Consider the following 26,905-nt stretch of genomic DNA (forward strand, 5'->3'; position numbering starts at 1 on the left):
GAAAAAATTGCAAAAAAAATTTGAAAATTGTATTACAACTATGTTAGAAATAATAGGCGAAAATCCGCAAAGAGAGGGTCTTTTAAAAACTCCGACAAGAGTTTTTAAGGCTTATGAATTTTTAACCAAGGGTTATAATGAAAACATTGACAATATTTTAAACGATGCTCTATTTGAAAGCTCAAATAATGAAATGGTTTTAGTAAAAGATATAGAATTTTATAGCCTTTGCGAACATCATCTTTTGCCTTTTTTTGGTAGAGTAAGTGTAGCTTATATTCCTGATAAAAAAGTTGTAGGTCTTAGTAAAATTCCGCGTCTAGTAGAAATGTTTGCAAGAAGACTTCAAATTCAAGAACAACTCACAGAACAAATCGCAGATGCTTTAATGAATAGCGTTAAAGCAAAAGGTGTTGGCGTTGTGATAGAAGCAAGACATATGTGCATTGAAATGCGTGGAGTGCAAAAAGCAAATTCTATTACTAGCACTTCAGCTTTAAGAGGCTTATTTCTTAAAAATGAAAAAACGAGAAAAGAGTTTTTTTCTTTGATTAATTCCCCAAAACAAGTAAGATTTTAATGGAACTTAATAAACTAAGACAAAAGCTAAAAAATGAAAATTTAAATTCTATTTTTGGAGAAATTACAAAAATTTCTGCTACGAGTATAGAAATCAAAGGATTAAAAACTGGTATTGGGGATATTATAAAACTTATTTCAAATGAAAATGAGCATCTTCAAACTTTAGCTATGGTAGTGGAAATTAAAGATAAATTTAGTTATTTAAGTCCCTTTAGTTTTATAGAAGGCTTTAAAATAGGCGATCGTGCATTTTTAAGTGATGCTGGTATGCAAATTGGGGTAAGCGATGAACTTTTAGGGCGCGTAGTAGATCCTTTTATGAGACCTAAAGACGGCAAAGGGGCTATTGAAGCAAGTAAATTTATGCCTATAATGAGAGCTCCTATTGATGCGATGAAAAGAGGGCTTATCGAGGAAGTTTTTCCTGTTGGGGTAAAAACTATTGATGCACTTTTAACTTGTGGTGTAGGACAAAAATTAGGAATTTTTGCAGGAAGTGGAGTTGGTAAATCCACTCTTATGGGTATGATAGTTAAAAACTCCAAAGCACCTATAAAAGTTGTTGCTCTTATTGGAGAAAGAGGACGCGAAATCCCAGAATTTATTCAAAAAAATTTGGGCGGAAAATTAGATGATACCGTTATCATCGTTGCAACAAGTGATGATAGTGCTTTAATGCGAAAATATGGTGCTTTTTGTGCAATGAGTGTAGCAGAATACTTCAAAGAACAAGGTAAAGATGTACTTTTTATAATGGATAGTGTAACGCGCTTTGCTATGGCGCAAAGAGAAATTGGATTAGCATTAGGGGAACCTCCTACAACCAAAGGCTATCCGCCAAGCGTTTTAAGTCTATTGCCTCAACTTATGGAAAGAGCTGGAAAAGAAGAGGGCAAAGGCACGATTACTGCATTTTTTACCGTTTTGGTTGATGGTGATGATATGAGTGATCCTATTGCAGATCAAAGTCGCTCTATCTTAGATGGACACATTGTTTTAAGCCGAGAACTTACGGACTTTGGAATTTATCCACCTATTAATATACAAAATTCAGCTTCAAGAGTTATGGGTGATATTATTACAAATGAACATAAGCTTTTGGCAAGAAAATTTAAAAGATTAAATTCATTACTTAAAGAAAATGAAGTTTTGCTACGTATTGGAGCCTATCAAAAAGGAAGCGATAAAGAACTTGACGAGGCTATAGCTAAAAAAGATTTTATGCAAAAATTTTTAGGGCAAAATCCTGAAGAAAGTTTTGAATTTAATGATACTATAGAACTTTTAAAACAAATAGATACTTCCATAGCTATGCCTAATAATCAAAATCTTGGTAGCTCAAATGCAACACTTCCAAACCCTAATCAAAAATAGTTTTTAATTTTGATGTAAAATTTTATGTGCATTTAAAGCTTGAAATAAATCATTATCATTTACCCAAATAAGTTTTTCATTAATAGAGCAATCCCATTCTAAAGGCAATGGCTTTAAAGTATCCCTAGAAAGAAATTTTTTCCAATATTTTCTAATTTCTTCGTTCTTTTTTTCATATAGTTGCCATATATCCCCATCATAAACATAGCTCTCCCATTCTATAAAAGGAACTAATTTCACAAAAAAATCATTCTCATATCTTTGAGAAAGTATCCCTTTGGAATTTATACTATTTAAATCTTGTTGATAATTTTTAATAATAACATTCATTCTAGAATCTAAAAGCTCATCTTTATCTAACAATGATAATACTTCTTTGGAATAATAATTGATAAAAAAATTTTTCCCATACTCGTTAATAGCATCAATCATTGTATCTTTATAAACTATGTCTTTAAAATTTTTTAAATAAGGATTTAAAATACTATTTTTAGAATCAATAGTATAATCATATCCTGAAAAAAAATAAGTAAAATCCATAAAAGCATAATCAGCATTCATTCCATTACAAAGCAATAAAAATATATCTTTAAGCTCCTCTAAAATTTTATTTTTATTATCCATTTGATCGCTAGGTTTTTTATGTAAAAATTGATTCTTAAATTTTGTATTATAATTTTTAACAAGATAATCAAGCATCTGCTTTGTAATATTATAATTTAACACCAAACAAGAATTAAAATAAACATCACTCGAATTAAAAAATGGGGCTAAGTTTTTATTGGAAATAAAAGTATTAATCTCACTTTGAGAAAAATTTTTTCCACTTGCATTCCAAAAAGGAAAATTAGGAGAAAAATTATATAAACTCCCTATTCTTAAAGATTTATCTTTTAATTTTTGATAAAGATGAAATTTGCTTTGATCTTGACACAATTTATCATAAATTTTAAGATATGATGCTTCATTAAAATCAAAATAATCATCCTCTCCATGCAAATTAATGGCTCTAAATTCATCAATTTTAAAGTATGAATTTAGTTGCATTAAAGCATTTAAAATTTTCTCCAAATTGACATTATAAAATTTTCCTAAATTTTGATTTTTAAATTCAAACCACTCTCTCATATCAAGGCGATGAGAATTTAAACTCCAAGCTTTAAGATTTTTTTCATCACTAAAAGAATTTTTTGAAAAAAATAAAAAAGAAATTTGATTGCTTGTTTGAAATTCTTCTAAGTATTTCATAAAAACTTAACTTTTATTTTTAGATTTCATAAATTTATCATTAATCATTTTAGCTATATTTATCATATCTTCACGCTCTAAATCATCTTCTTTTATACCTTTATTTTTTATATATTCATCTTGAAATTTAAAGATTTCATTTTCCATTTTTTTTAAACTTTTAGCCCCAAATTCTAATAAAATTTTTTTAATCTTAGAAATTTGACAAACTTCCATAATACAAATCAATCTTGGCCAACGAACGTGGTTTGGATTTGCTCCAAGCTCCAATAGAGCTTTAACAGTATTATAATTTTGCTCATCATCACTTTCTACAACATCCATTAAAGGAGTTGATCCTGCAAAATAAAATTCTTCCTCCCATTCTTTAGATTTTTCATTGAATTTTTGATAAATTTGACTTTGTATTTCTAAATTTGCGCCATATTTTAATGCAAGCTTTATTTCATCTATTTCCCCTCTTCTAGCCCAATTATGCAAAATACTATCTCCTAAGTGGTCAAAAACATTAAATGTTGCTCCTTTTGTTACAAAATATTTTATTACTCTTTCATCAAGTCCTACTTGATCCATATAAAAAGTCAATGCATTATAATTATCCTTTACATGTTCAAATTTAAAATTTGGATTTATACCACAAATATCTATAAGATAATCTAATAATCTTGTATCTTTTCCTTGTTCTATAGATCCAGCAGCAGCATTAGCAAGAATATTATCACAAGAAAATAAAGGAGTTTTTATACCCTCCTCTTCACACAATAATTCATAAAAACTTTGTTTTATAGGATAATCTTTTAAAAAATTTACAGTTTTTTCAAAATCATTCGCAAAAACCAAATCACAAAGCTCATCTCTTAAATTATCTATTTCTTCGCTACTTAAAGCACTGATTTTTTCTCTAGCTTCTAATTCTCTTTTAGATACTCCCTTAATACTCATCTACTCTCCTTAGCTTGGTATTTGCAATTGCTGATCTTTGTTTAATTCATCTTCTATGCTTAATGGATTATTTAAATTTAGTCTTTTAATTACTATTTTATTGGGAACATTATTTTTTAAATGATCCAAATAAATTTCTTTAAAAATAGTTTTTATACTCCTATGCATGTGTCTATGATAGATAAAACCTTTTCTACTTCCTAAATCCCCTTTCACAAAAGCCCTAAGATTTAAAAAAGAAAAATTAGAATTTTCTTGTTTGAGTTTATTAATAAATTTTTCATTTTTTTCTTTATCAATAGCTATGCTATCGCTTAATTTTGTATAATGATTGCATAAAAATATATAATCTAGTTCATATTCTTGTGCAAGTTTTAACTCAAAGCTTATTTGTTCTGTTAAATCTTGCTTTTGAACGTTTTTAACTTCGATAATACTCCTTTTATCATTTACAACAACCAAAAAATCAGGAATAGTAAAGTTATAACTATTTTGATTAAAATTTGCATCAAATTTTCTTCTATTGGATATATATCTTGTTGATCCTCTACTAAATAACATAGAAGCTGCATACTCTCCTAATTCTCCTATATCTTTTGAATTAGGGCTCTTCTCTTTTAAAGATTCATTTTTAGATTTCTTAATCTTTTTTTGAGTTTTATTTTCCTTTTTCTCTTCATAGTCTTTTATTTTTTTATCAAAACTTTTAGCATATTCATATTTTCCCATTTGAGAGCTTTCTCTTATGCTTTTGAATTTTTTCTTGCTTACTACTCTTTTTAGAACATCTACGCTATAAATTCTGTCTTTATTGATACTATCAAAAAGTTCTTCTTGTCTTTTTTTAGCATAAATTAATATACCTTTTTGTTGTTGTTTTTTAATCTCCTCTTGAGAAAGGTTTTCTTCCTGATTTAAAATTGTTAAAAATTCTTTTGGACTTTGAAGATTTAAAGCATCATTTTGAATTTGAGCTATTTTTCTTTGAAAAGTTAATGTTTTTTCTTTTGTTTTTCTAAGCTCTGTTAAAATAATAGCCCTATCTTCTAAAGGAATAGGATCAAAAACAAAACCTCTTTTATTTTTTTGTTTAGGAATCAATCTTACAATCAAACTTCTAATACCTTTTTCAAATTGTTCTGCTAAAAAACTACCAGGGATAATAGCCTTGCCATCTTTTACTTCAAAGCTTTTAATTTCTTTTTCTTCTTTAGTATATCTATCATAAAAAATATCAAATTCATTACCTTCATCAAATTTTGATTTTAAATCACTTCCCTTTTTTTCTTCGAAATTTTCATTTAATGATGTATCATTTATCTGAGAGTCTATCTTTTCTTTGTGCTTAATAACATCTTTAATATCGATGTCTAAATTTGCATTATCTTTAGCTTCTATAGAATCTTGTTTATAAAGTTCCATTTCTTTTAAAACAATACTATTTCCATCTTTTTTCCTAAATTCAAATTCTTTTATTTTTTTTGAATTTGTGCTTTTTCCTTTTTTTCTTTTTTGTACAGGCTCTTTTGCTTGCATCTCTTTTTCTTTAACCAAAAAATGCTTGGGTTCATAAAAAGCAAGTTTGCAATTTGATAGTATAAAAACTTTTCGAAACTCTTTAACTAAAAAAACGATATCATTAAATTCTATCAACTCAGGCATAAACAATTCCTAATTTAATCAATCCTTAAATCTCCACCTTTAATTCTAAGCCCTTTAGAATCTATAATTACTTCTACCCCATCTACTTTTATAATAATTTCTTTTTTGGTGTGAATAATAGCAGAACCATTTTCTATTTGCGTTATAGCTTTTTTCTTAGCAACTATAATATTTTCTTCATTAGCTAAAAAATTAACAAAATCAGCATTAAAAGAGCAATTTTTATTTGTTCTAAAACCCAAAGACTCCTCAGCTTGAATTTGCAAATGTTCCTTACTTAGCAAAAGTGTATCTTTTGAAGAATCTATTTTTATACTATCTCCAGTCATAAGAGTATAAGATCCTTGAATTGTTTCGTTTTTATTATTTCCCACTCTTTGTATATAATCATTTGAAATCTCTTTTTCAAAATTATTTTTTACTTCTACTTTTTTATCATTTTTTACATATTCTTCATAATCTTGACCTATATTAATTTTATGTGTAACGCCAACATTTAAAGTATTGCTAAGACCTACATTTGTATCTTTTGAAAGTAAGGTATTTTCTAAATACTCTGCGCCAACATTAACATTTTTAAATCCAGCAATATTTTGCATATGTCCTAAAATAATAAATTCGCTAAATAAACCTCCAACTTCTGAAGTTTTGTTGTTTTTTATAACCTGTTCGTGATTATTAATAATTTCTTCTTTATAATCTTTTTGTGCTAAAAGATAAATTTCTTCTTTACCTGCTTCATTTTTAAAAGTTAATTCATTTCTCTCATAAGATCTTAAATTTTCTTGTCCTAAGGTTGAGTTAGATATAGTTAAGAAATGATTATTTGTATAATTTAAATCATAATCTTTATTTTCTTGTATTTTAAGCTCTGGTAGCCCCTCATATCTTATTAATGGAATTTGTCTTAAATAATTTAAAGCATTATTGGCAATCTCTCTTTTAAACTTAGGATAAGAATAAAGAGGTAGAGCATTATTTTCATTATAAAAACTCCCACTTATAAAAGGCTTATCAATATCATTTTCTAAAAACGAAATTAACACCTCATCTCCAACTCTTGGTATTCTAAAAAAACCAGAATAGCTTGAAGCTATAGGAGAGCTTACTCTTAAAAAACAGCTATGGTGATATAAATGTTCTTTTTCATCAATTGTTTCTTGATTTACAAAAGCATCAAATCTTACCTTTACCCTACCGTATTTGTCTGTAAAAACTAAATTGCTTTCATTTGAAATTTCATTATTTTCTCCTATAACTATCCCCTTTGTTTGAGTAGGTGCTTTAGGTTTTGTTTTAAAACTTGGAACAAATGGTATATAACTTGGCAAAAGCGTAACTGTATTAAAATAAGATTTTGTAAAGTGAAAATCTTTGATTTTTTGATTATCATTTGTATTGATAGAGTTGGCTAAAATTGCATCATCAATTAAATACTGTTCTAAATTTATGATAATAAAGTCTTTTTTTTCTTTATTATCTAAATTTCTTTCATATGAAGAATTAAAATTTATATTAACTTTGTCGCTTAAGGATAAATTATAAATATTACTTTTTGCTTTAAAGCTTTCATTTAAAAGTTTATATCTTTTTTCTTTTAAATAAATAGGAGTCTTTAAATCTATATCTTCTGTAAAAGAATTCGCACTTTCATAAATATGCTCATTATAATATTGTAAATTTTTAAATTTTTCATCAATTGTATTAAGATTTAAAGAAGTTGCGCTTAAAGGATTACTAGCATTTGTGCTTGAATAGGTAAATTGATTAGAAAAAATAGATCTTTCTTTTATAAAAGAATAAATACAAGGTTCATGTAAAATATTGTTAATATTAGAATTAAATTGAATATTTTGACTTTTAGATGATACAAAAGTATCACAAAAATAAATTTTTTCATCATCTTCATAAAAATATATACCATTATTATGAGCAAGTCGTGTGATAAATTCCAAATCACTCTCATTATATTGAATAATGAGTTCTTTTTTAGAATAACTATGTTTAAGTTTTGAAAAATCAATTTCTTTATTGATAAATTTTCCTTGATAAAAATCCAAAGTTATTTTAATAACTTCCAAAATACTTAAGTCTGTATAGATCCTATTAGCTCTATTAAAAGACATTCTGGCAAGTACAGAACTAAGAGTAAATTTAAAAAAATGTTTATATGAAAGATGTTTTATTTCTGAATCAACTATATTATTTGCACTTTCATTGCTTAAACCCAAATAATTAACATAAGAAACAATACCTTTATAAATTTTATTTTCTTTATGTGTAAAATCAATTGTTGTATTTTCATAAGGATTTTTAATAATAAAATGAGCCTCCTTGTCAATCAAGGAATTAGGATGAAAATTAATATTTGCGTCATTAATTAAGTTTTCTTCTAAAATTTCAATATAGCCCTCACACTCGCAAGTAAATAAATCTTCTAAACTTTCTTTAATATAAGCCTTAGTGATTTTAAAAGAAACAGATGGATTAATAATATTTAAACTAAGATATGAATTCATAACTACCACCTTCTTTTAATCAATTTAGCCTGTGATTATAAATTATATCATAGTTTATGTCTTAAATAATAATTCTTACTAAATTAATAAAATTAATTTAGTGCTTTAGCTACTTCTTTAATCATAGCCTCCAATGATTCAAGCCCGCCACCTGAAAGATACCAATATTGTGGATCAAGATAAATAATTTTATTATTTTGTGCCGCTTTAGTTTTTAAAATCAAAGCATTATTTAGTATATCTTTAGCTTTTTCTTGATTGCCAACTATAACATTTCTATCTATAACGAAAATAAAATCTGGATTTTTTTCCAAAATATACTCTGAGTTAATACTTTTACCATGTGTTCCAACTTTTAAAGATTTATCTACAGGCTCAATGTCTAAAATATCATGTATTAAACCAAATCTTGAAGAAGAGCCAAAAGCTGAAATTTTATTGGAATTGGTAAGTATTATTAAAGCTTTCTTATCTTTGCTAATTTTGCTTTTTATTTCAGAAATTTCTTCTTTTATTTGCGATATTTTCTCTTTTGCTTCACTTTCCTTATTGTAAAGTTTTGCAATACTTAAAACATTATTTTCAAAAGAAAATAAAAAATCAGAATTGTTAATACCTAAATATATAGTAGGAGCAATTTGATTCAATTTATCATAAAACCTAGTTTGACGACCCGAAATGATGATTAAATCGGGCTTTAATGCGTTAATCGCTTCTAAATTTACTTGTTGAACACCTCCTATGTTACTTTTATTATCATATTGTTTTAAATAAGGAGGCAAATTTTTAAGAGGAACTCCAATAACTTTATCACTTAAATTTAAAGAATCAAAAGTATCCAAAGAACCAAAATCTAAAATCACAACTCTTGAAGGGTTTTTAACCACCCTACTCTCACCTAAAGAATGTTTAATCAAGAAAGAATCCCCCTTATCAGTCACGCTAATAGGGGTAACAACTAGAGTATTTTCGCTATTATTTTTAATCTTATTGTCAAAACAAGCACTAAAACCCAACAATAAAAATAAACAAAACCATACTAAAAAACTTTTCTTTTTCATATTTTTCTCCTTAAAATAAATTAAAAATAAAGACATACTTTTTTATTTTTAAATTCCACTAAAGGAATTTCCATATCATAAACCTCTTTTAACACCTCGCTATTAATGATTTTTTCCGTATGATCAAATTTCACAATTTTTCCATCTTTTAAGGCAAGAATTTCATCAGAGTAAATTGAAGCAAAATTAATATCATGCAACACTACTATAATAGATTTATTAAAATCTTTAATTAAATTTTTCATTAAATTCATAGTCTGGACACAATGTTTCATATCAAGATTATTTAAAGGCTCATCAAACAAAATAAATTCAGTATCTTGAGCAATAATCATTGCTATAAAGGCTCTTTGTTTTTGTCCACCACTTAAAGTATCTAAATATTTATCTTTTATCTCATAAAGTCCTGTATAATTTAAAGCTTCATTAATTTTTTCTTTATCTTGAGAATTTAATCTTCCTTGAGAATAAGGAAAGCGACCAAAAGATACCAACTCTTCAATACTTAATCTTAAATTTAAATTATTTTGCTGTTTGAGAATAGAAATTTTTTGGGCTAATATATTTTCTTTATAGGAATTAATATTTTTACCATCAATATATATTTCACCATTATCAGGCTTAAGTAAACGACTTATAAGAGAAAGTACAGTACTTTTGCCAGCTCCATTAGGGCCAATTAGTGAAATTAGTTTGTTTCTAGGAAAAGTCAAATTTAAATTTGAAACTATGCTTTTTTTATTATAACTTTTGCTTATATTTTTTAATTCTATCATAATTTACTCCCCTTAAAAACGAGATATAAAAAATAAATTCCTCCGAGAAAATTTATAATCACGCTTATAGTTGTGTTATACTCAAAAACCCTTGAAACAAAAAATACACCTATAATTAAAAATATTATTGCGATCAAAGAGCAAGCTAAAAGCAAAAATTTATGTTTAGAAGTTTTAAAAAGCTCATAAGTAATATTGCAAATTAAGAGTCCTAAAAATGTAATAGGACCAACTAAAGCTGTGCTTATAGAAGTTAATATAGCTACAATTATCATAAGATGTTTTATAATCTTATGATAATTAATTCCTAAATTTATACTTAAATCTTTACCTAAAACCAAAGGATCTAAAAATTTCAAGTATTTAACAACAAAGACCATACTAATTAAAGTGATAATACTTGCTAAAAATAAAACATCAATTGCAATATTATCAAAACTAGCAAACATCCTTCCTTGAATAATCATAAATTCATCAGGATCGATTAAAACTTCAAAAAAAGTTCCCAAAGTAGAAAAGAATGTTCCAAAAATAATTCCTAAAAGCATAATTAAATAGATATTTCTTTCATTTTTAAAAAGAAGTTTATATAAAAGCAAAGAAAAAATTACCATACAAAATAAAGAAAGTAAAAAATTAATATTTTCTTTATATACAATTAAATTAGTTGAGCCTAAAATAAAAACCAAGCAAGATTGTAAAAGCATATATAAAGAATCAAGACCTATAATACTTGGTGTAAGAATTTTATTATTGCTAATAGTTTGAAAAACAATACTTGAAACGGCAATACATATACCAACAATAACAATAGAAGCAATTTGCAAACTGCGATTTTTTAAAGCATAATTGCTAAATTCTCCCATAAAACCAAATAAATAAATACCTACACTAAACAAGGCAATAAAAATTAAAAAATATATTTTTTTATCCATTTTTTCTCTTTAATAAAATCCAAATAAATATCAAAGATCCAAAAACTCCTGCTACTATACTAATTGGCATTTCAAAAGGAAAAATAATTATTCTTGCAAAAATATCACATATAAGCAAAAATAAAGCTCCGCTTAATGCAATATAACTAAGATTTCTTTTAAGATTATCACCCTTATAAATAGAAATAATATTAGGAATAATAAGACCCAAAAAAGGTATAACTCCAACAGTTAAAACAATGACTGAAGTAATAATTGAAACAATAAATAAGCCAAGACCAAGGACAAAATTATAAGAAATACCAAGATTAATGCATACTTCTTTTCCCATACCTACAATAGTAATTTTATTGGCAAAAATATATGCAACAACTAACATAGGTAAACTTATATAAATTAGCTCATAATTTCCTTGCATAACATTAGCAAAACTCCCCTGTAGCCATCCTTGAATATTTTGGATATAATTTAAACTATAAGCAAAAAAAGTTGTTAAAGAATTAATAATCCCGCCAAACATTAATCCTACCAGAGGTATGAAAATACTATCTTTGAATTTAATTTTTCTTAAAATTTGTATAAAAACAATACTTCCAAGCATAGTAAAAATACAAGCAATTAAAGTTTGAAATAAAAAAGAATAAGTATTGAAAAATACTAAAGAGATTAAAATTCCAAATCTTGCACAATCCATAGTTCCAGCAGTGGTTGGAGAAACAAATTTATTTTGAGTAATCTGCTGCATAATAAGACCACAAATTCCCAAACTCATTCCTGTGATGATTATGGCTATAATTCTTGGAATTCTTGTTATAAACAAAAGTTCCAAATCTTCGTTATTTAAAGAGAATAAAGAAATATCTTTTACTCCTATAAAGACACTTACTATAGAAAAAATAAAAAGTAATGATAATAAAACCTTTAGTTTTATAAAGCAACTGAACAAAAATTTCCTTAATTAAATAATGATAATAATTATTAAAAATTATATACTATTTTTCTAAATTTTTTATAAAAATGATATTAATTTTCAAAAATATTACGATATTCAAATTAAACCAATAATTGGCGCAAATAAGATTAATAATTGCGATAAATTCAGCTTATTTTTTGATTTAATGGATATAATACTAGTTTTATTTTATACCAATCAGGAGGTCCAAAATGGCTTTAGATTCGGCTAAGAAAGCAGAAATTATTGCTAAATTTGCTAAGAAGTCAGGTGATACTGGCTCTACAGAAGTTCAAGTTGCGCTTTTAAGTGCTAGAATTTCAGAACTAACTGAACATTTAAAAATCTATAAAAAAGATTTTTCTTCACGCTTAGGTCTTTTAAAACTTGTAGGACAAAGAAAAAGACTTTTATCTTATCTTAAAAGAAAAGATCACAATAGCTATATAAAACTTATCAACGAACTTAAACTTAGAGATAAATAATCATTCATCTAGGGTTTTCTTAAAGCCCTAGGTTTCTTTTAAAACTTTTTTCTCTTCCAAAATATAAGGAATGTCATGAAAACAAAATCCTTAGAAAAACAAATGAAACAAAACCATTTATACAGCTTAATACAAAAAATTAAAAAAACAAATCTAAATTCAAAATTTTCCATTACAAGAAGCATAAATATAAAAACAAATTTAAAAGCAGAAAAACAAATTCAACAAATTGCAATGGAATTAAAACCATGGAGAAAAGGTCCTTTTAAAATTGATAATCTTTTTATAGATTCTGAATGGCAAAGTTTTATAAAATTTAATATTTTAAAACCCTTTATAAAAGAGATCAAAGATAAAGTTGTTGCCGATGTAGGATGCAACAATGGTTATTATATGTTTAAAATGTTAGAATTTAATCCAAAAAAGATCATAGGTTTTGATCCCTCTATAAAATATAAATTACAGTTTGAACTCATCAACGCTTTAGCCAAAACAAATATTAAATATGAGCTCTTAGGAGTTGAAGACTTACCAAATTATAAGCATAAATTTGATGTTATCTTTTGTTTGGGGGTTATTTATCATAGAAGCGATCCAATTAAAATGTTAAAACAACTAAAACAAAGCCTTAATAAAAATGGTGTTGTATTTTTAGATACTATGTTTATTAAAGATAAAAGAGAAATTGCTTTAATTCCTAGAAAAACTTATTCTAGAATATCAAATATTTTTTTTATTCCGTCGATATTGGGTTTAAGAAATTGGTGTGAACGTGCTGGATTTGAAGAATTTGAAATTTTAGCTATTAAAAAAACAACCAAAAGAGAACAAAGAAAAACAGAATGGATTGATTCTTATTCTTTGGAAGATTTTTTAGACCCAGATAACCAAAACTTAACTTATGAAGGTTATGAATCACCTAGAAGAATTTATGTAAAATTAAAGGTTTAATGATGGCAAAAAAAGATAATTTTGAAGAATACGCTCAACTAGAAGAATACGCATCTCAAGAAGATATATCGCGTATAAAATCAGAACTTGTAACATGCCCTGATTTAAATAATTCTCTTTCTGGAACTATTATTGAACTTTCAAAAAATTATGCTAAATCTATTTTAATAACTTCTCCAGAAATGATAGTAGATGATCAAGGGCTTATCTTTGATGCATTTATTTTTTCTGCAGCAAATTATGTTGCACAAGCTGCCATAAATAAAGAATATTCTGTTTTAATAGGATCAAAATGTTTTTTCTATGCCCCATTAAAACTAGGAGATGTTTTAGAACTTGAGGCTCATGCTTTATTTGATGACTCTTCTAAAAAAAGAGAAGTTAAAATTATAGGACACGTAAGCGAGATTAAAATTTTTGAAGCAAATTTACAAATCGTTACAATGGATGATCATATATTTAAGCTTAAACGACCTATATCAAATACAACAAAACAAGAAGCTCAAACAAATGAAAATGGAGCAAATGCAAATCCAGAAGCAATGGCTGCAACATTAATGGCTTCAATGAGAAAATAATTATTTTGGATTTAAAGGAATATCAACCCAATTATTAGGGCATTCTTTATGATAAATTCCACTTGCATCATAATACTCTTTGCAATCACTATAATATCTATTGGAAATTCCTCTTTCGTTTACAAAACATCCGGAAAATAAAATAAATATAAAAAAATACATATACTTCATAAGTCTTTATCCAAATTAGAATTTATTTTGCTTTCTCCATTTATAAGGCTCTATAGGATTTTGATCTTTCCAAAGACCCAAAGAATTTTTCTGTGCAAATTTTTGATCTTTTATATAAATATCACTATAAAAACTATAGGCCCAAGCATAACCCTTAGAAACCATTATTTGATTAATATCTAAATCATCAAATTTCACAATTGCTAAAATTCTACCATAAAGATCTTCATCTTTATAAATTATTTTTACTTTTTTATCCTTAATTATCGAGCTAAGATAATTTTTAGCTTCTGTTCCAAATTTTTGCTTAAGCTCTGGAGCATCAATTGCAAAAAATCTTATTTTATATTTACTTCCACTTGAATTTAAAACTTCTATAGTATCACCATCTATAACTTTTATAACCTTTGCATCAAAAGATTTTGTTTGGGCTATAAAACTCTCTATAAAAATTAACACAAATATCAAAATTAAAAAAGAAAAAAATTTTTTAGGATCACTTAAAATTTTTCTAAAATTCAATATTTTTCCGATATTTAATCTCATTTTAATTCCAAAAACTAAAAATTATGTATAATTTTATCTAATAAAAGGAGTTAGAATGCAAAATGTCATACAAAATTTTAAAAAATTATGTGAAATACCACATTGCAGTTATGAAACAGAACAAATGAAAGATTTTTTAAATGCTTATGCTAAAGAGAAAGAATTTGAAGTAAATATTGATTTAGCTGGAAATATTCATTGTATTAAAGGTAATCCTAAAATTTGTTTACAAAGTCATTATGATATGGTTTGTATGGGAAGCGCCCCAAAAATAGAAGTTTATGAAGAAAATGGATATTTAAAAGCTAAAAATTCATCCCTGGGAGCTGATAATGGCATCGGCATTGCTATAATGCTTGAAGCTATGCAAAAATTTCAAAATTTAGAATGCCTTTTTACTAATAATGAAGAAGTTGGACTTATGGGGGTTAATGATTTAGAGCATAAACTGTGCTCTAAAATGTTATTAAATTTAGATCATGAAAATGAAAATGAAATCATTATAGGCTGTGCTGGTGGAGTAGATATAGATGCTTTTTTAGAATATAACACAAAAGAGTATTTTGGAAAAGTTTATGAATTAAATGCGATTAATTTTAAAGGTGGGCACTCTGGTATTGATATCATTGATAACCCCAAAAGCTCTATAAAAGAAATGGCACGTTTTATCAAAGAAAATAAAGGGAAAATTATAAATTTTGAAGGCGGAGAAAGAATAAATTCTATACCAAAATATGCAAAAGCTTTAGTATTTTTTGATGATAATATTAAATCTAGCAAATATATTGATTGTAAATTTATAGGAGAAAAAAAAGAAAAAATATGTTTAGAATCTGATATTTTACTTGATGCTTTAAATTCTTTTTCTCAAGGAGTTCATAGTTTTAACAAGAAGCTAGATATAGTTCAAACAAGTATTAATTTAGGTATTTTAAAAATGAGTGAAAAAGAAATAAAAATAAATCTTTTTGCAAGATCGAATTTGCTAGAAGATTTAAAACAAATTGAATTTGAAACTCTGACACTTTTTAAAGCATTTAATTTTAAAACTCACTCTTTTAATTTTTATCCACCTTGGGAAGGAAAGGAAAATGAATTAAGCAGTGATTTATTAGAAATATTTAAAAAAGAAAATAAAAATATTAAAATTTCAGCTATACACGCAGGCTTAGAATGTGGTATTATTGAAAAAAAACAAGAACTTTTATGCTGTTCTATAGGGCCAAATATATATAATCCACATTCAACAGATGAAAGATGCGAAATAGCCTCTATTGAAAAAATCTCAAAAATTGTTTTTGAACTTCTAAAAAAATATCAATAATTAAAATATATTTCTTGCATCTTTTGCAAGAAAATATTTTAATATCAACACGCAACTTATAGCACTACATCCTACAAAAATAAAATAAAATTTCAAATAAGTATCAAAAAATAAATCCACTATAAAAGGAGTTACAAAACTTAAAATTGCATAAGAAATATTATAAGCAAAAGAAAGGCCACTAAATTTTAACTCACTTTTAAAAATTTGTGTCATAAATACAGGCGCAAAAGTAACAATTCCTTGAGAAAAACAAGTTATAAAATAAAATAAAACAAAATAATCATTATGCAAAGAAAGTAATAAAGAAGATAGCATAAATATCAAACTAAATATTATGCAAATTTTATAAGATCCATAAAATTTAGCCAAAATTCCTTGCACTAAAGAGCCTATCATTAAAATAAAAATTGCCCAATTTTGAATATAAAGAATTTCTATTTCATTTAAAGGTAAAATTTTATAAAAATATTTTGGCAATATCATTAAAGTAGCAATACCACTAGTTAATACAACACTCATTAAAAAACAAATAAGCATACTAGTTTTATGAGTTTTTAAAGCTTGTTTTAATGGGAATTTTAAAATTTGATTATTTTTCTTTATCTTCTCAAAAATAGGAGTTTCATCAAGATGTTTTCTTAAAAAAAGTGCTAAAAATCCAAAAATAGCACTTATTACAAAAGGTATTCTCCAAGCATAAAGCTCTAATTCCTCTTCATTAAAAGTATTTTTCAAGACAATAACTGTTAAACCACCCAATAATAAACCAAACGTTAAAGTCATAGAAATAAAACCTAAGGCCAAAGGAATTTGCCTGCCTTTAACAAATTCACTTACAAAAATCCAAGAACCGCTTACTTCAGCACCTACAGCTAGACCTTGTAAAATTCTCATAGAAAATAAAATAATAGGCGCTATAATTCCTATATTTTCATAACTAGGTAAAAAAGCAATAACAAAATTAGGTAAAATCATCAAAAGCATGCTAATATAAAAAATTTTTTTTCGTCCTATTTTATCGCCAAAATGTCCAATAAAAATAGCACCTAAAGGACGTATTAAATAAGCAATACCAAATAATAAATAAGAGCTAAATTTTAAAAAATTTTCATCTTGAGGAGGAAAAAATATTTTAATAAAAATATCAAGAAAAAAGACAAATAAAATAAAATCATAGAATTCTAAAATGCCTCCTAAAGAGGCATAAATAATATTTTTTATTTTTTTATTTTTCATTAAAAATTAAATTTTTCCACCTTCTATAACAACATCTTCAGCATTTATATCACTTGAGAAATGATCTTTTAATGTTGCTTCATAATCTTTATGAAAAAATTGCTCATTAGAGAGTTTTATAATTAAGTTATCAAGAAATTCTTTTAATTGTGTATCACCTTTCTTAATTGCTGGTGCTATTACATCGTGATTTCCTAAATCTTTAATAGCCATTTTAAAATCAGGATGATTTTTAACCCATGCAAAAAGCAAAGTATTATCGTGACTTAAAGCATCTCCCCTCTTATCAAGCAAAGCAGCAAAAGTTTCTGTATTTTGATCATATTTTAAAGTTTTAATATCAGGATAATTCTCTGTAAAATATGCATCAGCTGTTGTTCCTTTATTAAGTAATAAAGTTTTATCTTTTAAATCCTCAATTTTAGATATAGTAGAATCTTTAGGAACAACAACTCCAAGAGAAACTTTCATATAAGGTAAAGCAAAATCAACTTGCTCTTCTCTTTGTGGTGTTTTAGTAAAATTTGCTAATATAATATCAACTTTGTTGGATTTTAAAAATTCAACACGATTAGCTGCTTCAACAAGGACAAAATGAACTTTATTTTCATCTCCAAAAAGTTCTTTGGCAATACGTTTAGCAAAATAAATATCATAACCTTGATTCTCACCTTTTTCATCTATATAGCCAAAAGGCGGTTTATCGCCAAAAACCCCTATTCTTACAAAACCATTCTTCTTAATTTGCTCTAAAGAATTTGCATTATTAGAATCAAAACAGGCCGATAAAGCTAATGATGAAAATATCATTAAAAAATACAAAAATACTTTTTTCATAAATAAACCTTTCTCTCTTTATTAATAAAAATAGAAACTTACTATATAAAAAAAATATAAATAAAAATAAATTCAATTAATTTTTATTTAAAAGTAGTTCCTCCATCTACAATAAAAGTATGTCCACTTACCCAACTTGCCTTAGATGAACAAAGAAATAAACAAGCACCAGCTAAATCTTCTGGTTGACCCATACGATTTAAAGGGCTTAGATTAATTGTAGCTTGTTTTACTTCCTCATAGTTTGTAAAAGCTCTTAAAGCATCGGTTTCTATTGGACCACCGCTTACTATATTTACACGTATATTCTTTTCTCCTAATTCAGTAGCAGCATATCTTGCCATAGCTTCTACAGCAGCTTTTGCAGTACCATGTCCTGCATAATTTTCTATATAAACTAAATTTCCAGTTGATGAAATGGAAATAATGCTTCCTCCCCCTACTTTTTCCATTCTTTTAGCAGCTTCTTGTGAGCCAACGACAAAAGCATTTACAGTTGCTGTAAAAATATTATTAATTCCTCTTGGCTTAAGTTTCATAAATTTAGTATATCCACCAACTACTGCACGACCAGAAATAATAGCATTAGAAATGAAAAAATCTACTCTATCAAAATCTTGATCAATTTTCTCAAAAAGCTCTTTATAAGTTTCTGGCTCCAAAATATTAAATTCATAAGCTCTTGCTTTGATATTAAAATTATTCTCTAAATCTTTTACAATGTCTTTAGCTAACTCTGCATTGGAATTATAAGTAAAAGCTATATTTACACCCATTTTTGCAAATTCATATACTATAGCTTTTCCTATACCTCTCGTTCCACCACTAATCACTAAAGTTTTTCCTAAAAATTCATTATTCATTAAAATCCTTTAATACTGTATTTTTTTAATATATTTTCAATCTTTTTAAAATTTTCATCACTTGGAGAGCAAAGAGGCAAACGGAATTCCAAAGAATCTATAAGACCCATAATAAACATTGCTGTTTTAATTGGAATAGGATTACTCTCACAAAATAGCACTTTATTTATACAATAAAGCTCATCATTGATTTCTTTAGCTAAGCTATAATTTCCTTTTAATGCTTCATGAGTTAATAAAGAAATCTTATCTGGTAGCAAATTAGAACTTACAGAGATAACCCCTTTACCTCCATTAGCAAGAATAGGATAATTAATAACATCATCGCCGCTTATTAAAATAATATCTGGTTCCTTAGCTAGCAAATCAACGCATTTTTCGATATTTCCACTTGCTTCTTTAATGCCGAAAATATTTTTACAATCTCTAAAAAGATCTATTATAGTATCTGTTGCGATTTCACAACCTGTTCTACTTGGAACATTATACAATAATATAGGAATTTCTATACTATCTGCTATACTTTTATAATGTTCATAAAGTCCCTTTTGGGTTGGTTTATTATAATAAGGTGTAACGCTTAAAATACCATCAGCCCCGCACTCTTGTGCAAATTTAGCTAAATCTATGGCTTCATGAGTGGCATTGCTTCCTGCACCTGCTAAAACTTTAACAGAAGTATTCTTACAAGTTGCAACAGCAAGTTCTATACAAGTCTTATGCTCATTGTGGGTTAAAGTTGCACTTTCTCCTGTTGTTCCTACTGGAACTAAAACATCTATGCCGTTATTAATTTGCCTTTCAATAAGCTTAATATAATTTTGCTCATCAATTTTACCATTTTTAAAAGGGGTGATTAAAGCAGTCATGGCTCCAATTAAATTCATTATTTTTTCCTTAAAATTACCGTAGTGGAATTATTATCATTAAAATATTTTTTAGCACATTTTACCAAATCTTTAATAGTTAAATTTTCAATATCTTTTTCATAGCTTAACAATGGTTTTAAATCTCCTTTTACCAAATAAGAACCAAAAAGATTTGAAACATCACTTGCACTACTAAGTGAAAATATAAAATCACTCTTAGTATTGTTTTTTATTTTTTCTAAATCTTTGATTGAAATCTGCTCATTCTTAATACTGTTAATAATTTTCCATAATTCTTTTTCAACCTGTTCAGCTTTAACATTTAAATTACAATTACAAATAAAAATAAATAAATTTTCATCAATAGTATCATTAACAAAAGCGTAGTAATCATTAATTAAATTTAACTTATCAACAAGAATTTCATTCATTAAAGAGCTTTTTCCATTTCCTAAAAGTTCAGCTAAAGCATTAAGAGCTGGAATGTCTTTGTGTTTAAAATTAGGAATTTTAAAACCTAAAGCAAGAATTTGTGTTTGAGAATTTCTTCTGAGTATTACTCTTTTAGAACCATCTTGTTTTGGTTCTTTCATATAAACTTTTGGAATAATTTTTGTATTTTTTATATTTTCAAAATATTTTTTAGCGCCATTAAAAACCTCTTCGCTCTCAATATCACCACTTACAAGTAAAATAGCGTTTTTAGGCTGATAATAAGTCTTATGAAATTCCTTAATATCTTCTATTGTCCAATTTTCAATATCTCTTAAAAAACCAATAGGAGTCCAATGATAAGGATGATAAATAAAAGCGTGATTAAAAAGTCGAAAATACAAGTATCCTAAAGGATTATTATCTGTTCTCCATCTGCGTTCTTCTAAAACAACTTTTCTTTCGGGTTGAAATTCTTCATCTTTTAAGGTTAAATTTTGCATTAATTCTGCAAAAAGTTCCAAGGCTTTATTTAAATTTTTCTTAGCACATTTGATATAATAATGTGTATAGTCAAAACCTGTACTAGCATTATCTACGCCACCAAAACCTTTAATAATTTCATCAAATTCTCCAGCTTTTAAATTTTTAGTACTTTTAAAATTTAAATGCTCAAGCATATGAGCAATGCCACTTTTACCCATAACTTCATTTCTAGAACCTACCTTATAAAAGATATCAACGCTAATAACTTCGCTATTTTTATTAACAGGTAGTGCATAAACTTCAAGTTTATTTTTTAAACTTATCTTTTTAAATTCAATCATTTAATATTTACTCCAACCGCTTCACTAATATGCATAAATCCATCTTCTCTTAATAAAGTAAGTAACTCTTGATTGATATTTCTAACAAGAGCTGGCCCCTTATAAATAAGTGCTGTAAAAATTTGGATTAAATTGGCGCCATTTTTAATACGCTCATAAGCTTCTTTACCACTATCAATTCCTCCACAAGAAATTAAAATAGTATGAGAAAAAAGTTCTTTAGCTAATTCTTTAAAAAATTTACCATTCTTTTCTTGTATGAGCTTACCGCTAATTCCTCCAAAAGTTCTTCCATTATCTAGCAAAGAATAATCAGTGCTCGTATTAGCAATCACAAAACCACTAGCACCATTTTCTATGGCTTTTTGACATAAATCAATAGCTAAAGATATATCCAGATCTGGAGCTATTTTAATTAAAATTGGTTTTTGGGTAATCTTTTTTGCCTCACTTAATAAATCATTTAAAAAAGTATGATTTTGTAAAGATCTTAAATTTTTAGTATTAGGTGAAGAAATATTGATAATAAAATAATCACACAAATCTTTAAATTCCCTTAAAAGGATAAAATAATCTTCTAGTGCATTTTCGCTATTTTTATTTTTTCCTATATTAGCACCTAGAGGTAATACAAAAGGATAAATTTTAACTAAATTTGAACGAATCTCTTTAGCGCCCTTATTGTTAAATCCCATAGCATTTTGTATGCTTTCTTGTTTTACCAATCGAAATACTCTTGGTTTTTCATTACCTTCTTGTGCTTTTGGAGTAAAAGTTCCAAATTCCAAAAAACCAAACCCTAAAGCACTCAAAGGTCTTATCATGGTAGCATTTTTATCAAAACCTCCTGCCAAGCCAACAGGATTATCAAAACAAAGCCCTAAAAGATTTTGCCTTAAGCTCTCATCTTGTACTATAAAACGATGGGCCAAAAAACTAAGTGCACCCGGAAAAACAACATTCAGACTTCTCAAAGAATACTCAACTAAACTATGAGCTGATTCTGGATCCATTTTAAAAATTAAAGGCTTTATACGTTCATAAATCATTTTTATCCTTAAAAATTTTAACTTAAATTTTAACTAAATTAAAATAAAGTTAAGCTTTGATTTTGTGCTCTTTATTTTTAAATTTCTGATAAAGGTGACAATTTTGCATTAATTCTTGATCGGTTCCAATTGCCAAAACCTTTCCTTTATCTATCACTGCGATTTTATCAGCATTTTCTATAGTGCTAAGCCTATGAGCAATCATAACAATAAGCCTATCTTTTTTTAAACTTTCTATAGTATTAATAATAACTTTTTCACTTTCATTATCTAAAGCTGAAGTAGCCTCATCAAAAATTAGCATATCAGGATTCTTATATAAAGCTCTAGCAATAGCAATTCTTTGCTTTTGTCCGCCACTTAGATTCTTTCCGTTTTCATAAAGCTTTGAATGAATTCCTCCCATTTGCATACTAAATTCATAAGCATTAGCTAGTTTTAAAACCTCAATCACTTTATTTTCATTAAATTCTTCATTATATGCAACATTTTGAGCGATGGTATCGTTAAAAATATAAATATCTTGAGTCACTAAAGATATTTTAGATCTTAAAGATTGCAAGGAAAAATCGTCTATAGAATGATTATTGATAAAAATATCACCCGAATTTCTTCTAAAAAAATGGAGAATTAAACCCACAATGGAAGATTTCCCACCGCCACTAGGACCGACAAAAGCCAAAATCTCCCCTTTTTTTAAATAAAAATCAAGTCCTTTTAAAATTTCCTTTCCGCTTTCATATGAGAAATGAACATTTTTAAATAAAAGATCTGAAATATTTTCAAGTCTTTTATCTCCACCTTTAATCTCAGGTTTTAAATCTAAAAGATAAAAAGTTCTCTCACTTGCAACAATGGTAGTTTGCAACATACCATATAAATAAGATAATCTTTTTATTGGAGCATAAATCATAAAAAGTGCTGTAATAAAGCTGAAAAATGTTCCCACACTCATATTTCCATGTATAACCTCTCTTCCTCCAACTATGATAACTATAGATACTCCAAAAGAGCCTATAATCTCCATAATAGGACTTGTCAAAGAAGTTACACGAACACTTTTTAAAATAACCTTACTTAATTCATCATTTTCTTTAGAAAATCTTAGTTTTTCTTTATTTTCGGCATTATTAACTTTAATAATTTCTATATTAGAGAAAATTTCACTCAAACGAGATAAAAGATCTGAATTTTTTTCTTGAGTTATTTTTGCATATTTTTTAAGCTTCCTAGCAAACCAAACAAGCGGAAAAATGGCTACTGGTAAGACAATTAAAGCAAAAAAAGCTAAGGTTGGGCTTTGATAAATCACAACGCTTAAAAGTCCAATAGTAGTAATTAATTCTCTTAAAAAATCAGGAATAATATTAGCTACTATACTTTGCAAAGCATTGATATCGTTAGTGCAACGACTAATTAATTCCCCTTTTCTATAACGTTTAAAAAACATCATATCAAGTCTTAAAAGATTTTCAAGCACCCTAGATCTTAATATCCTTAATATATCAATCCCAATAAAGCTTGTATAATAGCTTTGCAAATAAGCTCCTAAATTTTTAAGAAAATAAACTATAAAAATAAAAAAAGGAGTTATATATAATAAATTAAGACTTTTATTTATAAAAATATCATCTAAAATAGGTTTAATAACATAAGCACTTGCAGCAGTACCCAAAGAGGCAAAAAGCATACCTATAATAGCAAATAAAAAATATTTCCAATACTGTTTATAAAAAGGCTTAAAGCGTATTAAGACATCAATTAAGGTCATTTTTTTCTGCATTATTTTTTTCCCATAAGGTTCCATTTTGAGTATCCATTAAAATAATATTATGTTTAAGTAAATTGGCACGAATTTCATCTGCCTTGACAAAATCCTTATTTTTTTTAGCTTCATTTCTTAAAAAAATTTGCTCTTCTATAAATTTTCTTTCTTCTAAGCTTACCCCAAATTGAAAATATTCACTAGGATCTAAAAAACCAAAACCAAAAATCAAGCAAAGCTCTTTAAGACTCCTAGAAAGTTCTTGTTTAAAAACTTTATTCTTGCCATCTTTATCAAGCTTTAAATTTACATTGACAATAAATTCATCAAGCAAAGATAAAGCTTTTGAAATATTTAAATCATCTTCTAAAACAAATAAAATTTCTTGACTTATTTTGCTTTGAAATTTTTCATTTTCAAATTTATTATCACATTTTTGAAGTGCTATTCTTTTTTTAAGTCTATAAAATTTATCAAGTCTTTTTTTACTCATTTGCAAATCTTCTAAAGAATAATTAAAATGAGCTCTATAATGGGTGCTTAAAAGATAAATTCTAAGAACTTCCGCAGGGAATAATTTTAAAGCATCTTTGATAAAAAAACTATTATTAAGGCTTTTGCTCATTTTTTCATTATTTATTTTTACAAAACCATTATGAAGCCAATAATTGCAAATTTCATAATTATAAGCACAACGACATTGGGTTGCCTCATTTTCATGATGTGGAAACAATAAATCAATTCCTCCAGCATGTATATCAAGTTTATCTTCAAAAATGCTTTGTATCATAGCTATACATTCGCTATGCCAACCTGGCCTTCCTTTACCAAAAGGACTATCGTAGAATTTTTCATCAAACTTCCATAAAACAAAATCACTTTCATTTTTTTTACAAACTTCATTTTCTAAACGACTTTGATTTTGAAAAATATCTCTTTTTGAAAGACTAAAATATTTCTCGTCCTTACTTGTATCAAAATATACCCCATCTTCTAAAATATAAGCATAATTTTCATTATAAAGTTTTTGAATAAGTTTTATCATATCTTTTATAAAATGAGTAGCTCTTGGCTTATGATCTGGTTCTAATACATTCAATGCTCTCATATCTTCTTCATAACTTTTGATATAAAATTCACTCAATTGTTCCAAACTTTGATTTTTCTCTTGCATTTTTTTTAAAATCTTATCATCAATATCAGTATAATTTCTCACAAAGCAAAGATTATAACCTTTAGCTTTAAAAACCCTTATTAAAAGATCAAAACATACACTACTTCTAGCGTGTCCTAAATGAGCATCATCATAAGTTGTAGGACCACAAAGATAAATATTTACTTTTCCTTTCTCTTTTGGAATAAATTCTTTTTTTTCTTTTGAAATACTATCTACTAATTTCATTGTATTATTCCTTTTATAAACTCAAATATATATACAAAAACAAAAATTATATTAGTTTTAAATTCTAATAATAAAATAACAACCAATGCAAATATTGCAAAAAATAAAATACAAAACTTCCAAGAAATTAAAGAGAAAAATTTCTTAAATCCAAACTCTTTGATATTAGCCAAAAGCAAATAAAATGCACTAATAGAAGAAGAAAGCGCAACGGCTAATATTTTATTTTTCTCATCTTGAATAAATAAAATAAAAACTATAGAACATAAAGCACTTAAAATCAAAGCCTTAAAAGCTATAAAAGCAGCTGTTTTTTGTTTAAATTTAGCATAAAGCCATAAAGATAATATTTTTTGCAAACCAAAAGGCAAAAGTCCTAAAAGATATGCTATTAAAACATAAGCTGTTATTAGAGCATCTTCATTGGAAAAATTTCCTCGTTCAAAAAGTATTTTAGTAATTTCTTTGGCAAAAATTATACCAATCATAGAAGAAAAAATAAGTAAAATACTTAAAAAAGCTAAAGCCTTTTTCATAAATTCTAAAGCTAATTCTTCTTGATTGCTTTTTAAATATTTTAAAATTTTAGGAAAAGCAACTTGCGTTAAAGCTATGGCAAAAAGAGCTAAGGGAAGTTGAAAAATACGATTTGCATAGTAAAGATAAGAAATGCTTCCAGTAATCAAAAAACTAGCTATAGTTGTATCCAGCAAAGAACTAAATTGTGTAGCAGAAGAACCTAAAATTCCATGAAAGAAATTTCCATAAAAAGATTTTAAATTCGTTTTTGTTTTTCTAAATTTTAAAGAAAGTTTCATAGCTTTCAAAATTCTATTGTTATAAAAAACAATTATATGTAAAATTAATTGTGCTATTCCGCTTAAAACTATAAAATAAGAAAAATAATAAAGCGTTTCATGGGGATTATTTTTATCCACAAAAAAAGCCGCTATAACAATACTAAGATTAAACAAAGAAGATGAAAATGAAGTAATAAAAAATTTTTGCCTATAATTTAATAAAGCTGCTATAAAAGTAACAATAAAGATAAAAAATAAATACCAAAAATTAATAGCCACTAAAGGAGAAGCAAGCTTTATGGTTTCTTCATCAAAGCCAAAAGCAAAAATTTTTGTAAAAAATGAAGAAAAAAAACTTACTAAAAGACAAAATAAAAATACAATAATACTAAATTGATAAAGCACGCCTACACAAAAGGCTCCCTTTTTTTTCACTTTGGTAAAATTGGGCAAAAAAGATTGGTTAAATGCACCCTCAGCAAAAATTCTCCTAAAAAAAGCAGGCATTTTGAGTGCTACAAAAAAAATATCACTATAAAGTCCTGCTCCCAAAAATAAAGCAATTAAAATATCTCTTATTAAACCTAAAACTCTAGAAAATAAAATTCCTAAAGCATTAATAATAAAATTTTTAAATACTAAATTTTTCATAATATTGCAAAACCAAGACTTTTAATAATTTTTCAAAATAAATATTTTAACCAAAATTGATTAAA

General features: G+C 26.5%; 25 protein-coding genes. 6 read left to right on the plus strand and 19 right to left on the minus strand.

What is annotated here, in order from left to right; translation table 11 throughout:
• Nucleotides 1-7: 7 nt before the first annotated feature.
• Both folE and fliI read left to right on the plus strand, forming a co-directional pair.
• Nucleotides 8-580 carry a GTP cyclohydrolase I FolE gene (folE, locus tag DU473_RS00630; protein ID WP_131163368.1) on the plus strand — a complete coding sequence of 191 codons (573 nt, stop codon included), beginning with the start codon at nucleotides 8-10 and terminating at the stop codon, nucleotides 578-580.
• Complete coding sequence (gene fliI, locus DU473_RS00635; RefSeq protein WP_131163369.1) at nucleotides 580-1,956, plus strand: flagellar protein export ATPase FliI; 1,377 nt, start codon at nucleotides 580-582, stop codon at nucleotides 1,954-1,956. Before folE ends, fliI begins: the two co-directional genes overlap by 1 nt.
• Nucleotides 1,957-1,959: 3 nt before the next feature.
• Here the strand turns inward: fliI and DU473_RS00640 are convergent, their stop codons facing one another.
• From DU473_RS00640 to ceuB, 8 genes are all read right to left on the minus strand, one after another.
• Nucleotides 1,960-3,204 (minus strand): hypothetical protein, encoded by a 1,245-nt coding sequence (locus DU473_RS00640; protein WP_131163370.1) that lies wholly within the window; start codon nucleotides 3,202-3,204, stop codon nucleotides 1,960-1,962.
• Nucleotides 3,205-3,210: 6 nt separating this feature from the next.
• Complete coding sequence (locus DU473_RS00645; protein WP_131163371.1) at nucleotides 3,211-4,146, minus strand: ankyrin repeat domain-containing protein; 936 nt, start codon at nucleotides 4,144-4,146, stop codon at nucleotides 3,211-3,213.
• A gap of 9 nt (nucleotides 4,147-4,155) precedes the next feature.
• Nucleotides 4,156-5,808, minus strand: a complete 1,653-nt coding sequence (locus DU473_RS00650) for a putative toxin (RefSeq protein ID WP_131163372.1) — start codon at nucleotides 5,806-5,808, stop codon at nucleotides 4,156-4,158.
• Nucleotides 5,809-5,822: 14 nt separating this feature from the next.
• Nucleotides 5,823-8,327, minus strand: coding sequence for a type VI secretion system Vgr family protein (locus tag DU473_RS00655; protein ID WP_131163373.1), 2,505 nt, complete (start codon nucleotides 8,325-8,327; stop codon nucleotides 5,823-5,825).
• 92 nt (nucleotides 8,328-8,419) lie between these two features.
• Nucleotides 8,420-9,388, minus strand: a complete 969-nt coding sequence (locus DU473_RS00660; RefSeq protein WP_131163374.1) for a siderophore ABC transporter substrate-binding protein — start codon at nucleotides 9,386-9,388, stop codon at nucleotides 8,420-8,422.
• 20 nt (nucleotides 9,389-9,408) lie between these two features.
• The gene (locus DU473_RS00665; protein ID WP_131163375.1) at nucleotides 9,409-10,164 is read right to left on the minus strand and encodes an iron ABC transporter ATP-binding protein; all 756 of its coding nucleotides are present in this window, start codon (nucleotides 10,162-10,164) and stop codon (nucleotides 9,409-9,411) included.
• Nucleotides 10,161-11,099 carry an enterochelin ABC transporter permease CeuC gene (gene ceuC, locus DU473_RS00670; RefSeq protein ID WP_131163376.1) on the minus strand — a complete coding sequence of 313 codons (939 nt, stop codon included), beginning with the start codon at nucleotides 11,097-11,099 and terminating at the stop codon, nucleotides 10,161-10,163. The genes DU473_RS00665 and ceuC overlap by 4 nt, the downstream gene beginning before the upstream one ends.
• On the minus strand, nucleotides 11,092-12,045 hold the full coding sequence (ceuB, locus tag DU473_RS00675; protein ID WP_279586054.1) for an enterochelin ABC transporter permease CeuB: 954 nt from the start codon (nucleotides 12,043-12,045) through the stop codon (nucleotides 11,092-11,094). Before ceuB ends, ceuC begins: the two co-directional genes overlap by 8 nt.
• A gap of 218 nt (nucleotides 12,046-12,263) precedes the next feature.
• Between ceuB and rpsO the strand changes: the two genes are divergently transcribed.
• The 3 genes from rpsO (at nucleotide 12,264) to DU473_RS00690 (ending at nucleotide 14,065) form a co-directional block, all read left to right on the plus strand.
• Nucleotides 12,264-12,536 (plus strand): 30S ribosomal protein S15, encoded by a 273-nt coding sequence (gene rpsO / locus DU473_RS00680; protein WP_131163377.1) that lies wholly within the window; start codon nucleotides 12,264-12,266, stop codon nucleotides 12,534-12,536.
• Nucleotides 12,537-12,611: 75 nt separating this feature from the next.
• The gene (cmoB, locus tag DU473_RS00685) at nucleotides 12,612-13,487 is read left to right on the plus strand and encodes a tRNA 5-methoxyuridine(34)/uridine 5-oxyacetic acid(34) synthase CmoB (protein WP_131166124.1); all 876 of its coding nucleotides are present in this window, start codon (nucleotides 12,612-12,614) and stop codon (nucleotides 13,485-13,487) included.
• Between the two features lie 2 nt (nucleotides 13,488-13,489).
• Complete coding sequence (locus tag DU473_RS00690; protein ID WP_131166125.1) at nucleotides 13,490-14,065, plus strand: hypothetical protein; 576 nt, start codon at nucleotides 13,490-13,492, stop codon at nucleotides 14,063-14,065.
• Here the strand turns inward: DU473_RS00690 and DU473_RS08215 are convergent, their stop codons facing one another.
• Both DU473_RS08215 and DU473_RS00695 read right to left on the minus strand, forming a co-directional pair.
• Entirely contained in the window at nucleotides 14,066-14,236 is a 171-nt protein-coding gene (locus DU473_RS08215) for a hypothetical protein (protein ID WP_166683066.1), read from the minus strand.
• A 15-nt stretch (nucleotides 14,237-14,251) separates the two neighbouring features.
• Nucleotides 14,252-14,782, minus strand: coding sequence for a thermonuclease family protein (locus tag DU473_RS00695; protein ID WP_131166126.1), 531 nt, complete (start codon nucleotides 14,780-14,782; stop codon nucleotides 14,252-14,254).
• Nucleotides 14,783-14,837: 55 nt separating this feature from the next.
• Here DU473_RS00695 and DU473_RS00700 point away from each other — a divergent pair, with 55 nt between their 5' ends.
• Nucleotides 14,838-16,106 (plus strand): M20/M25/M40 family metallo-hydrolase, encoded by a 1,269-nt coding sequence (locus tag DU473_RS00700; RefSeq protein ID WP_131186363.1) that lies wholly within the window; start codon nucleotides 14,838-14,840, stop codon nucleotides 16,104-16,106.
• Here DU473_RS00700 and DU473_RS00705 read toward each other — a convergent pair whose 3' ends face one another.
• The 9 genes from DU473_RS00705 to murJ form a co-directional block, all read right to left on the minus strand.
• Complete coding sequence (locus DU473_RS00705; RefSeq protein ID WP_131163382.1) at nucleotides 16,107-17,345, minus strand: MFS transporter; 1,239 nt, start codon at nucleotides 17,343-17,345, stop codon at nucleotides 16,107-16,109.
• 6 nt (nucleotides 17,346-17,351) lie between these two features.
• Complete coding sequence (locus tag DU473_RS00710; protein WP_131163383.1) at nucleotides 17,352-18,182, minus strand: cysteine ABC transporter substrate-binding protein; 831 nt, start codon at nucleotides 18,180-18,182, stop codon at nucleotides 17,352-17,354.
• Between the two features lie 83 nt (nucleotides 18,183-18,265).
• A complete protein-coding gene (locus DU473_RS00715; protein WP_131163384.1) occupies nucleotides 18,266-19,045 on the minus strand; it encodes an enoyl-ACP reductase in 780 nt (259 codons plus the stop codon).
• Nucleotides 19,045-19,932, minus strand: coding sequence for a 4-hydroxy-tetrahydrodipicolinate synthase (dapA, locus tag DU473_RS00720; RefSeq protein WP_131163385.1), 888 nt, complete (start codon nucleotides 19,930-19,932; stop codon nucleotides 19,045-19,047). The genes DU473_RS00715 and dapA overlap by 1 nt, the downstream gene beginning before the upstream one ends.
• On the minus strand, nucleotides 19,932-21,173 hold the full coding sequence (locus tag DU473_RS00725) for a M16 family metallopeptidase (protein WP_131163386.1): 1,242 nt from the start codon (nucleotides 21,171-21,173) through the stop codon (nucleotides 19,932-19,934). Before DU473_RS00725 ends, dapA begins: the two co-directional genes overlap by 1 nt.
• Nucleotides 21,170-22,222, minus strand: coding sequence for a quinone-dependent dihydroorotate dehydrogenase (locus DU473_RS00730; RefSeq protein ID WP_131186364.1), 1,053 nt, complete (start codon nucleotides 22,220-22,222; stop codon nucleotides 21,170-21,172). Before DU473_RS00730 ends, DU473_RS00725 begins: the two co-directional genes overlap by 4 nt.
• 49 nt (nucleotides 22,223-22,271) lie before the next feature.
• Entirely contained in the window at nucleotides 22,272-24,005 is a 1,734-nt protein-coding gene (locus DU473_RS00735) for an ABC transporter ATP-binding protein (RefSeq protein WP_131186365.1), read from the minus strand.
• Nucleotides 23,980-25,389 carry a cysteine--tRNA ligase gene (gene cysS, locus DU473_RS00740; protein WP_131163389.1) on the minus strand — a complete coding sequence of 470 codons (1,410 nt, stop codon included), beginning with the start codon at nucleotides 25,387-25,389 and terminating at the stop codon, nucleotides 23,980-23,982. Before cysS ends, DU473_RS00735 begins: the two co-directional genes overlap by 26 nt.
• Entirely contained in the window at nucleotides 25,386-26,840 is a 1,455-nt protein-coding gene (gene murJ, locus DU473_RS00745) for a murein biosynthesis integral membrane protein MurJ (protein WP_131186366.1), read from the minus strand. Before murJ ends, cysS begins: the two co-directional genes overlap by 4 nt.
• Nucleotides 26,841-26,905 lie beyond the last annotated feature (65 nt).

The sequence above is a fragment of the Campylobacter novaezeelandiae genome (genome assembly GCF_004323845.1).
Lineage (GTDB): Bacteria > Campylobacterota > Campylobacteria > Campylobacterales > Campylobacteraceae > Campylobacter_D > Campylobacter_D novaezeelandiae.

Excerpts from the sequence above, each read along its gene's own strand:
- DU473_RS08215 (WP_166683066.1), bottom strand. The coding sequence starts at position 14,236 with ATGAAGTATATGTATTTTTTTATATTTATTTTATTTTCCGGATGTTTT.
- cmoB (WP_131166124.1), top strand. The coding sequence starts at position 12,612 with ATGAAAACAAAATCCTTAGAAAAACAAATGAAACAAAACCATTTATAC.
- ceuC (WP_131163376.1), bottom strand. The coding sequence starts at position 11,099 with ATGGATAAAAAAATATATTTTTTAATTTTTATTGCCTTGTTTAGTGTA.
- DU473_RS00725 (WP_131163386.1), bottom strand. The coding sequence starts at position 21,173 with ATGATTGAATTTAAAAAGATAAGTTTAAAAAATAAACTTGAAGTTTAT.
- DU473_RS00645 (WP_131163371.1), bottom strand. The coding sequence starts at position 4,146 with ATGAGTATTAAGGGAGTATCTAAAAGAGAATTAGAAGCTAGAGAAAAA.
- DU473_RS00705 (WP_131163382.1), bottom strand. The coding sequence starts at position 17,345 with ATGAAAAATAAAAAAATAAAAAATATTATTTATGCCTCTTTAGGAGGC.
- DU473_RS00640 (WP_131163370.1), bottom strand. The coding sequence starts at position 3,204 with ATGAAATACTTAGAAGAATTTCAAACAAGCAATCAAATTTCTTTTTTA.
- DU473_RS00695 (WP_131166126.1), bottom strand. The coding sequence starts at position 14,782 with ATGAGATTAAATATCGGAAAAATATTGAATTTTAGAAAAATTTTAAGT.
- dapA (WP_131163385.1), bottom strand. The coding sequence starts at position 19,932 with ATGAATTTAATTGGAGCCATGACTGCTTTAATCACCCCTTTTAAAAAT.
- DU473_RS00660 (WP_131163374.1), bottom strand. The coding sequence starts at position 9,388 with ATGAAAAAGAAAAGTTTTTTAGTATGGTTTTGTTTATTTTTATTGTTG.
- DU473_RS00730 (WP_131186364.1), bottom strand. The coding sequence starts at position 22,222 with ATGATTTATGAACGTATAAAGCCTTTAATTTTTAAAATGGATCCAGAA.
- rpsO (WP_131163377.1), top strand. The coding sequence starts at position 12,264 with ATGGCTTTAGATTCGGCTAAGAAAGCAGAAATTATTGCTAAATTTGCT.
- cysS (WP_131163389.1), bottom strand. The coding sequence starts at position 25,389 with ATGAAATTAGTAGATAGTATTTCAAAAGAAAAAAAAGAATTTATTCCA.
- DU473_RS00690 (WP_131166125.1), top strand. The coding sequence starts at position 13,490 with ATGGCAAAAAAAGATAATTTTGAAGAATACGCTCAACTAGAAGAATAC.
- DU473_RS00710 (WP_131163383.1), bottom strand. The coding sequence starts at position 18,182 with ATGAAAAAAGTATTTTTGTATTTTTTAATGATATTTTCATCATTAGCT.
- DU473_RS00715 (WP_131163384.1), bottom strand. The coding sequence starts at position 19,045 with ATGAATAATGAATTTTTAGGAAAAACTTTAGTGATTAGTGGTGGAACG.
- fliI (WP_131163369.1), top strand. The coding sequence starts at position 580 with ATGGAACTTAATAAACTAAGACAAAAGCTAAAAAATGAAAATTTAAAT.
- DU473_RS00700 (WP_131186363.1), top strand. The coding sequence starts at position 14,838 with ATGCAAAATGTCATACAAAATTTTAAAAAATTATGTGAAATACCACAT.
- DU473_RS00735 (WP_131186365.1), bottom strand. The coding sequence starts at position 24,005 with ATGCAGAAAAAAATGACCTTAATTGATGTCTTAATACGCTTTAAGCCT.
- DU473_RS00655 (WP_131163373.1), bottom strand. The coding sequence starts at position 8,327 with ATGAATTCATATCTTAGTTTAAATATTATTAATCCATCTGTTTCTTTT.
- murJ (WP_131186366.1), bottom strand. The coding sequence starts at position 26,840 with ATGAAAAATTTAGTATTTAAAAATTTTATTATTAATGCTTTAGGAATT.
- DU473_RS00665 (WP_131163375.1), bottom strand. The coding sequence starts at position 10,164 with ATGATAGAATTAAAAAATATAAGCAAAAGTTATAATAAAAAAAGCATA.
- DU473_RS00650 (WP_131163372.1), bottom strand. The coding sequence starts at position 5,808 with ATGCCTGAGTTGATAGAATTTAATGATATCGTTTTTTTAGTTAAAGAG.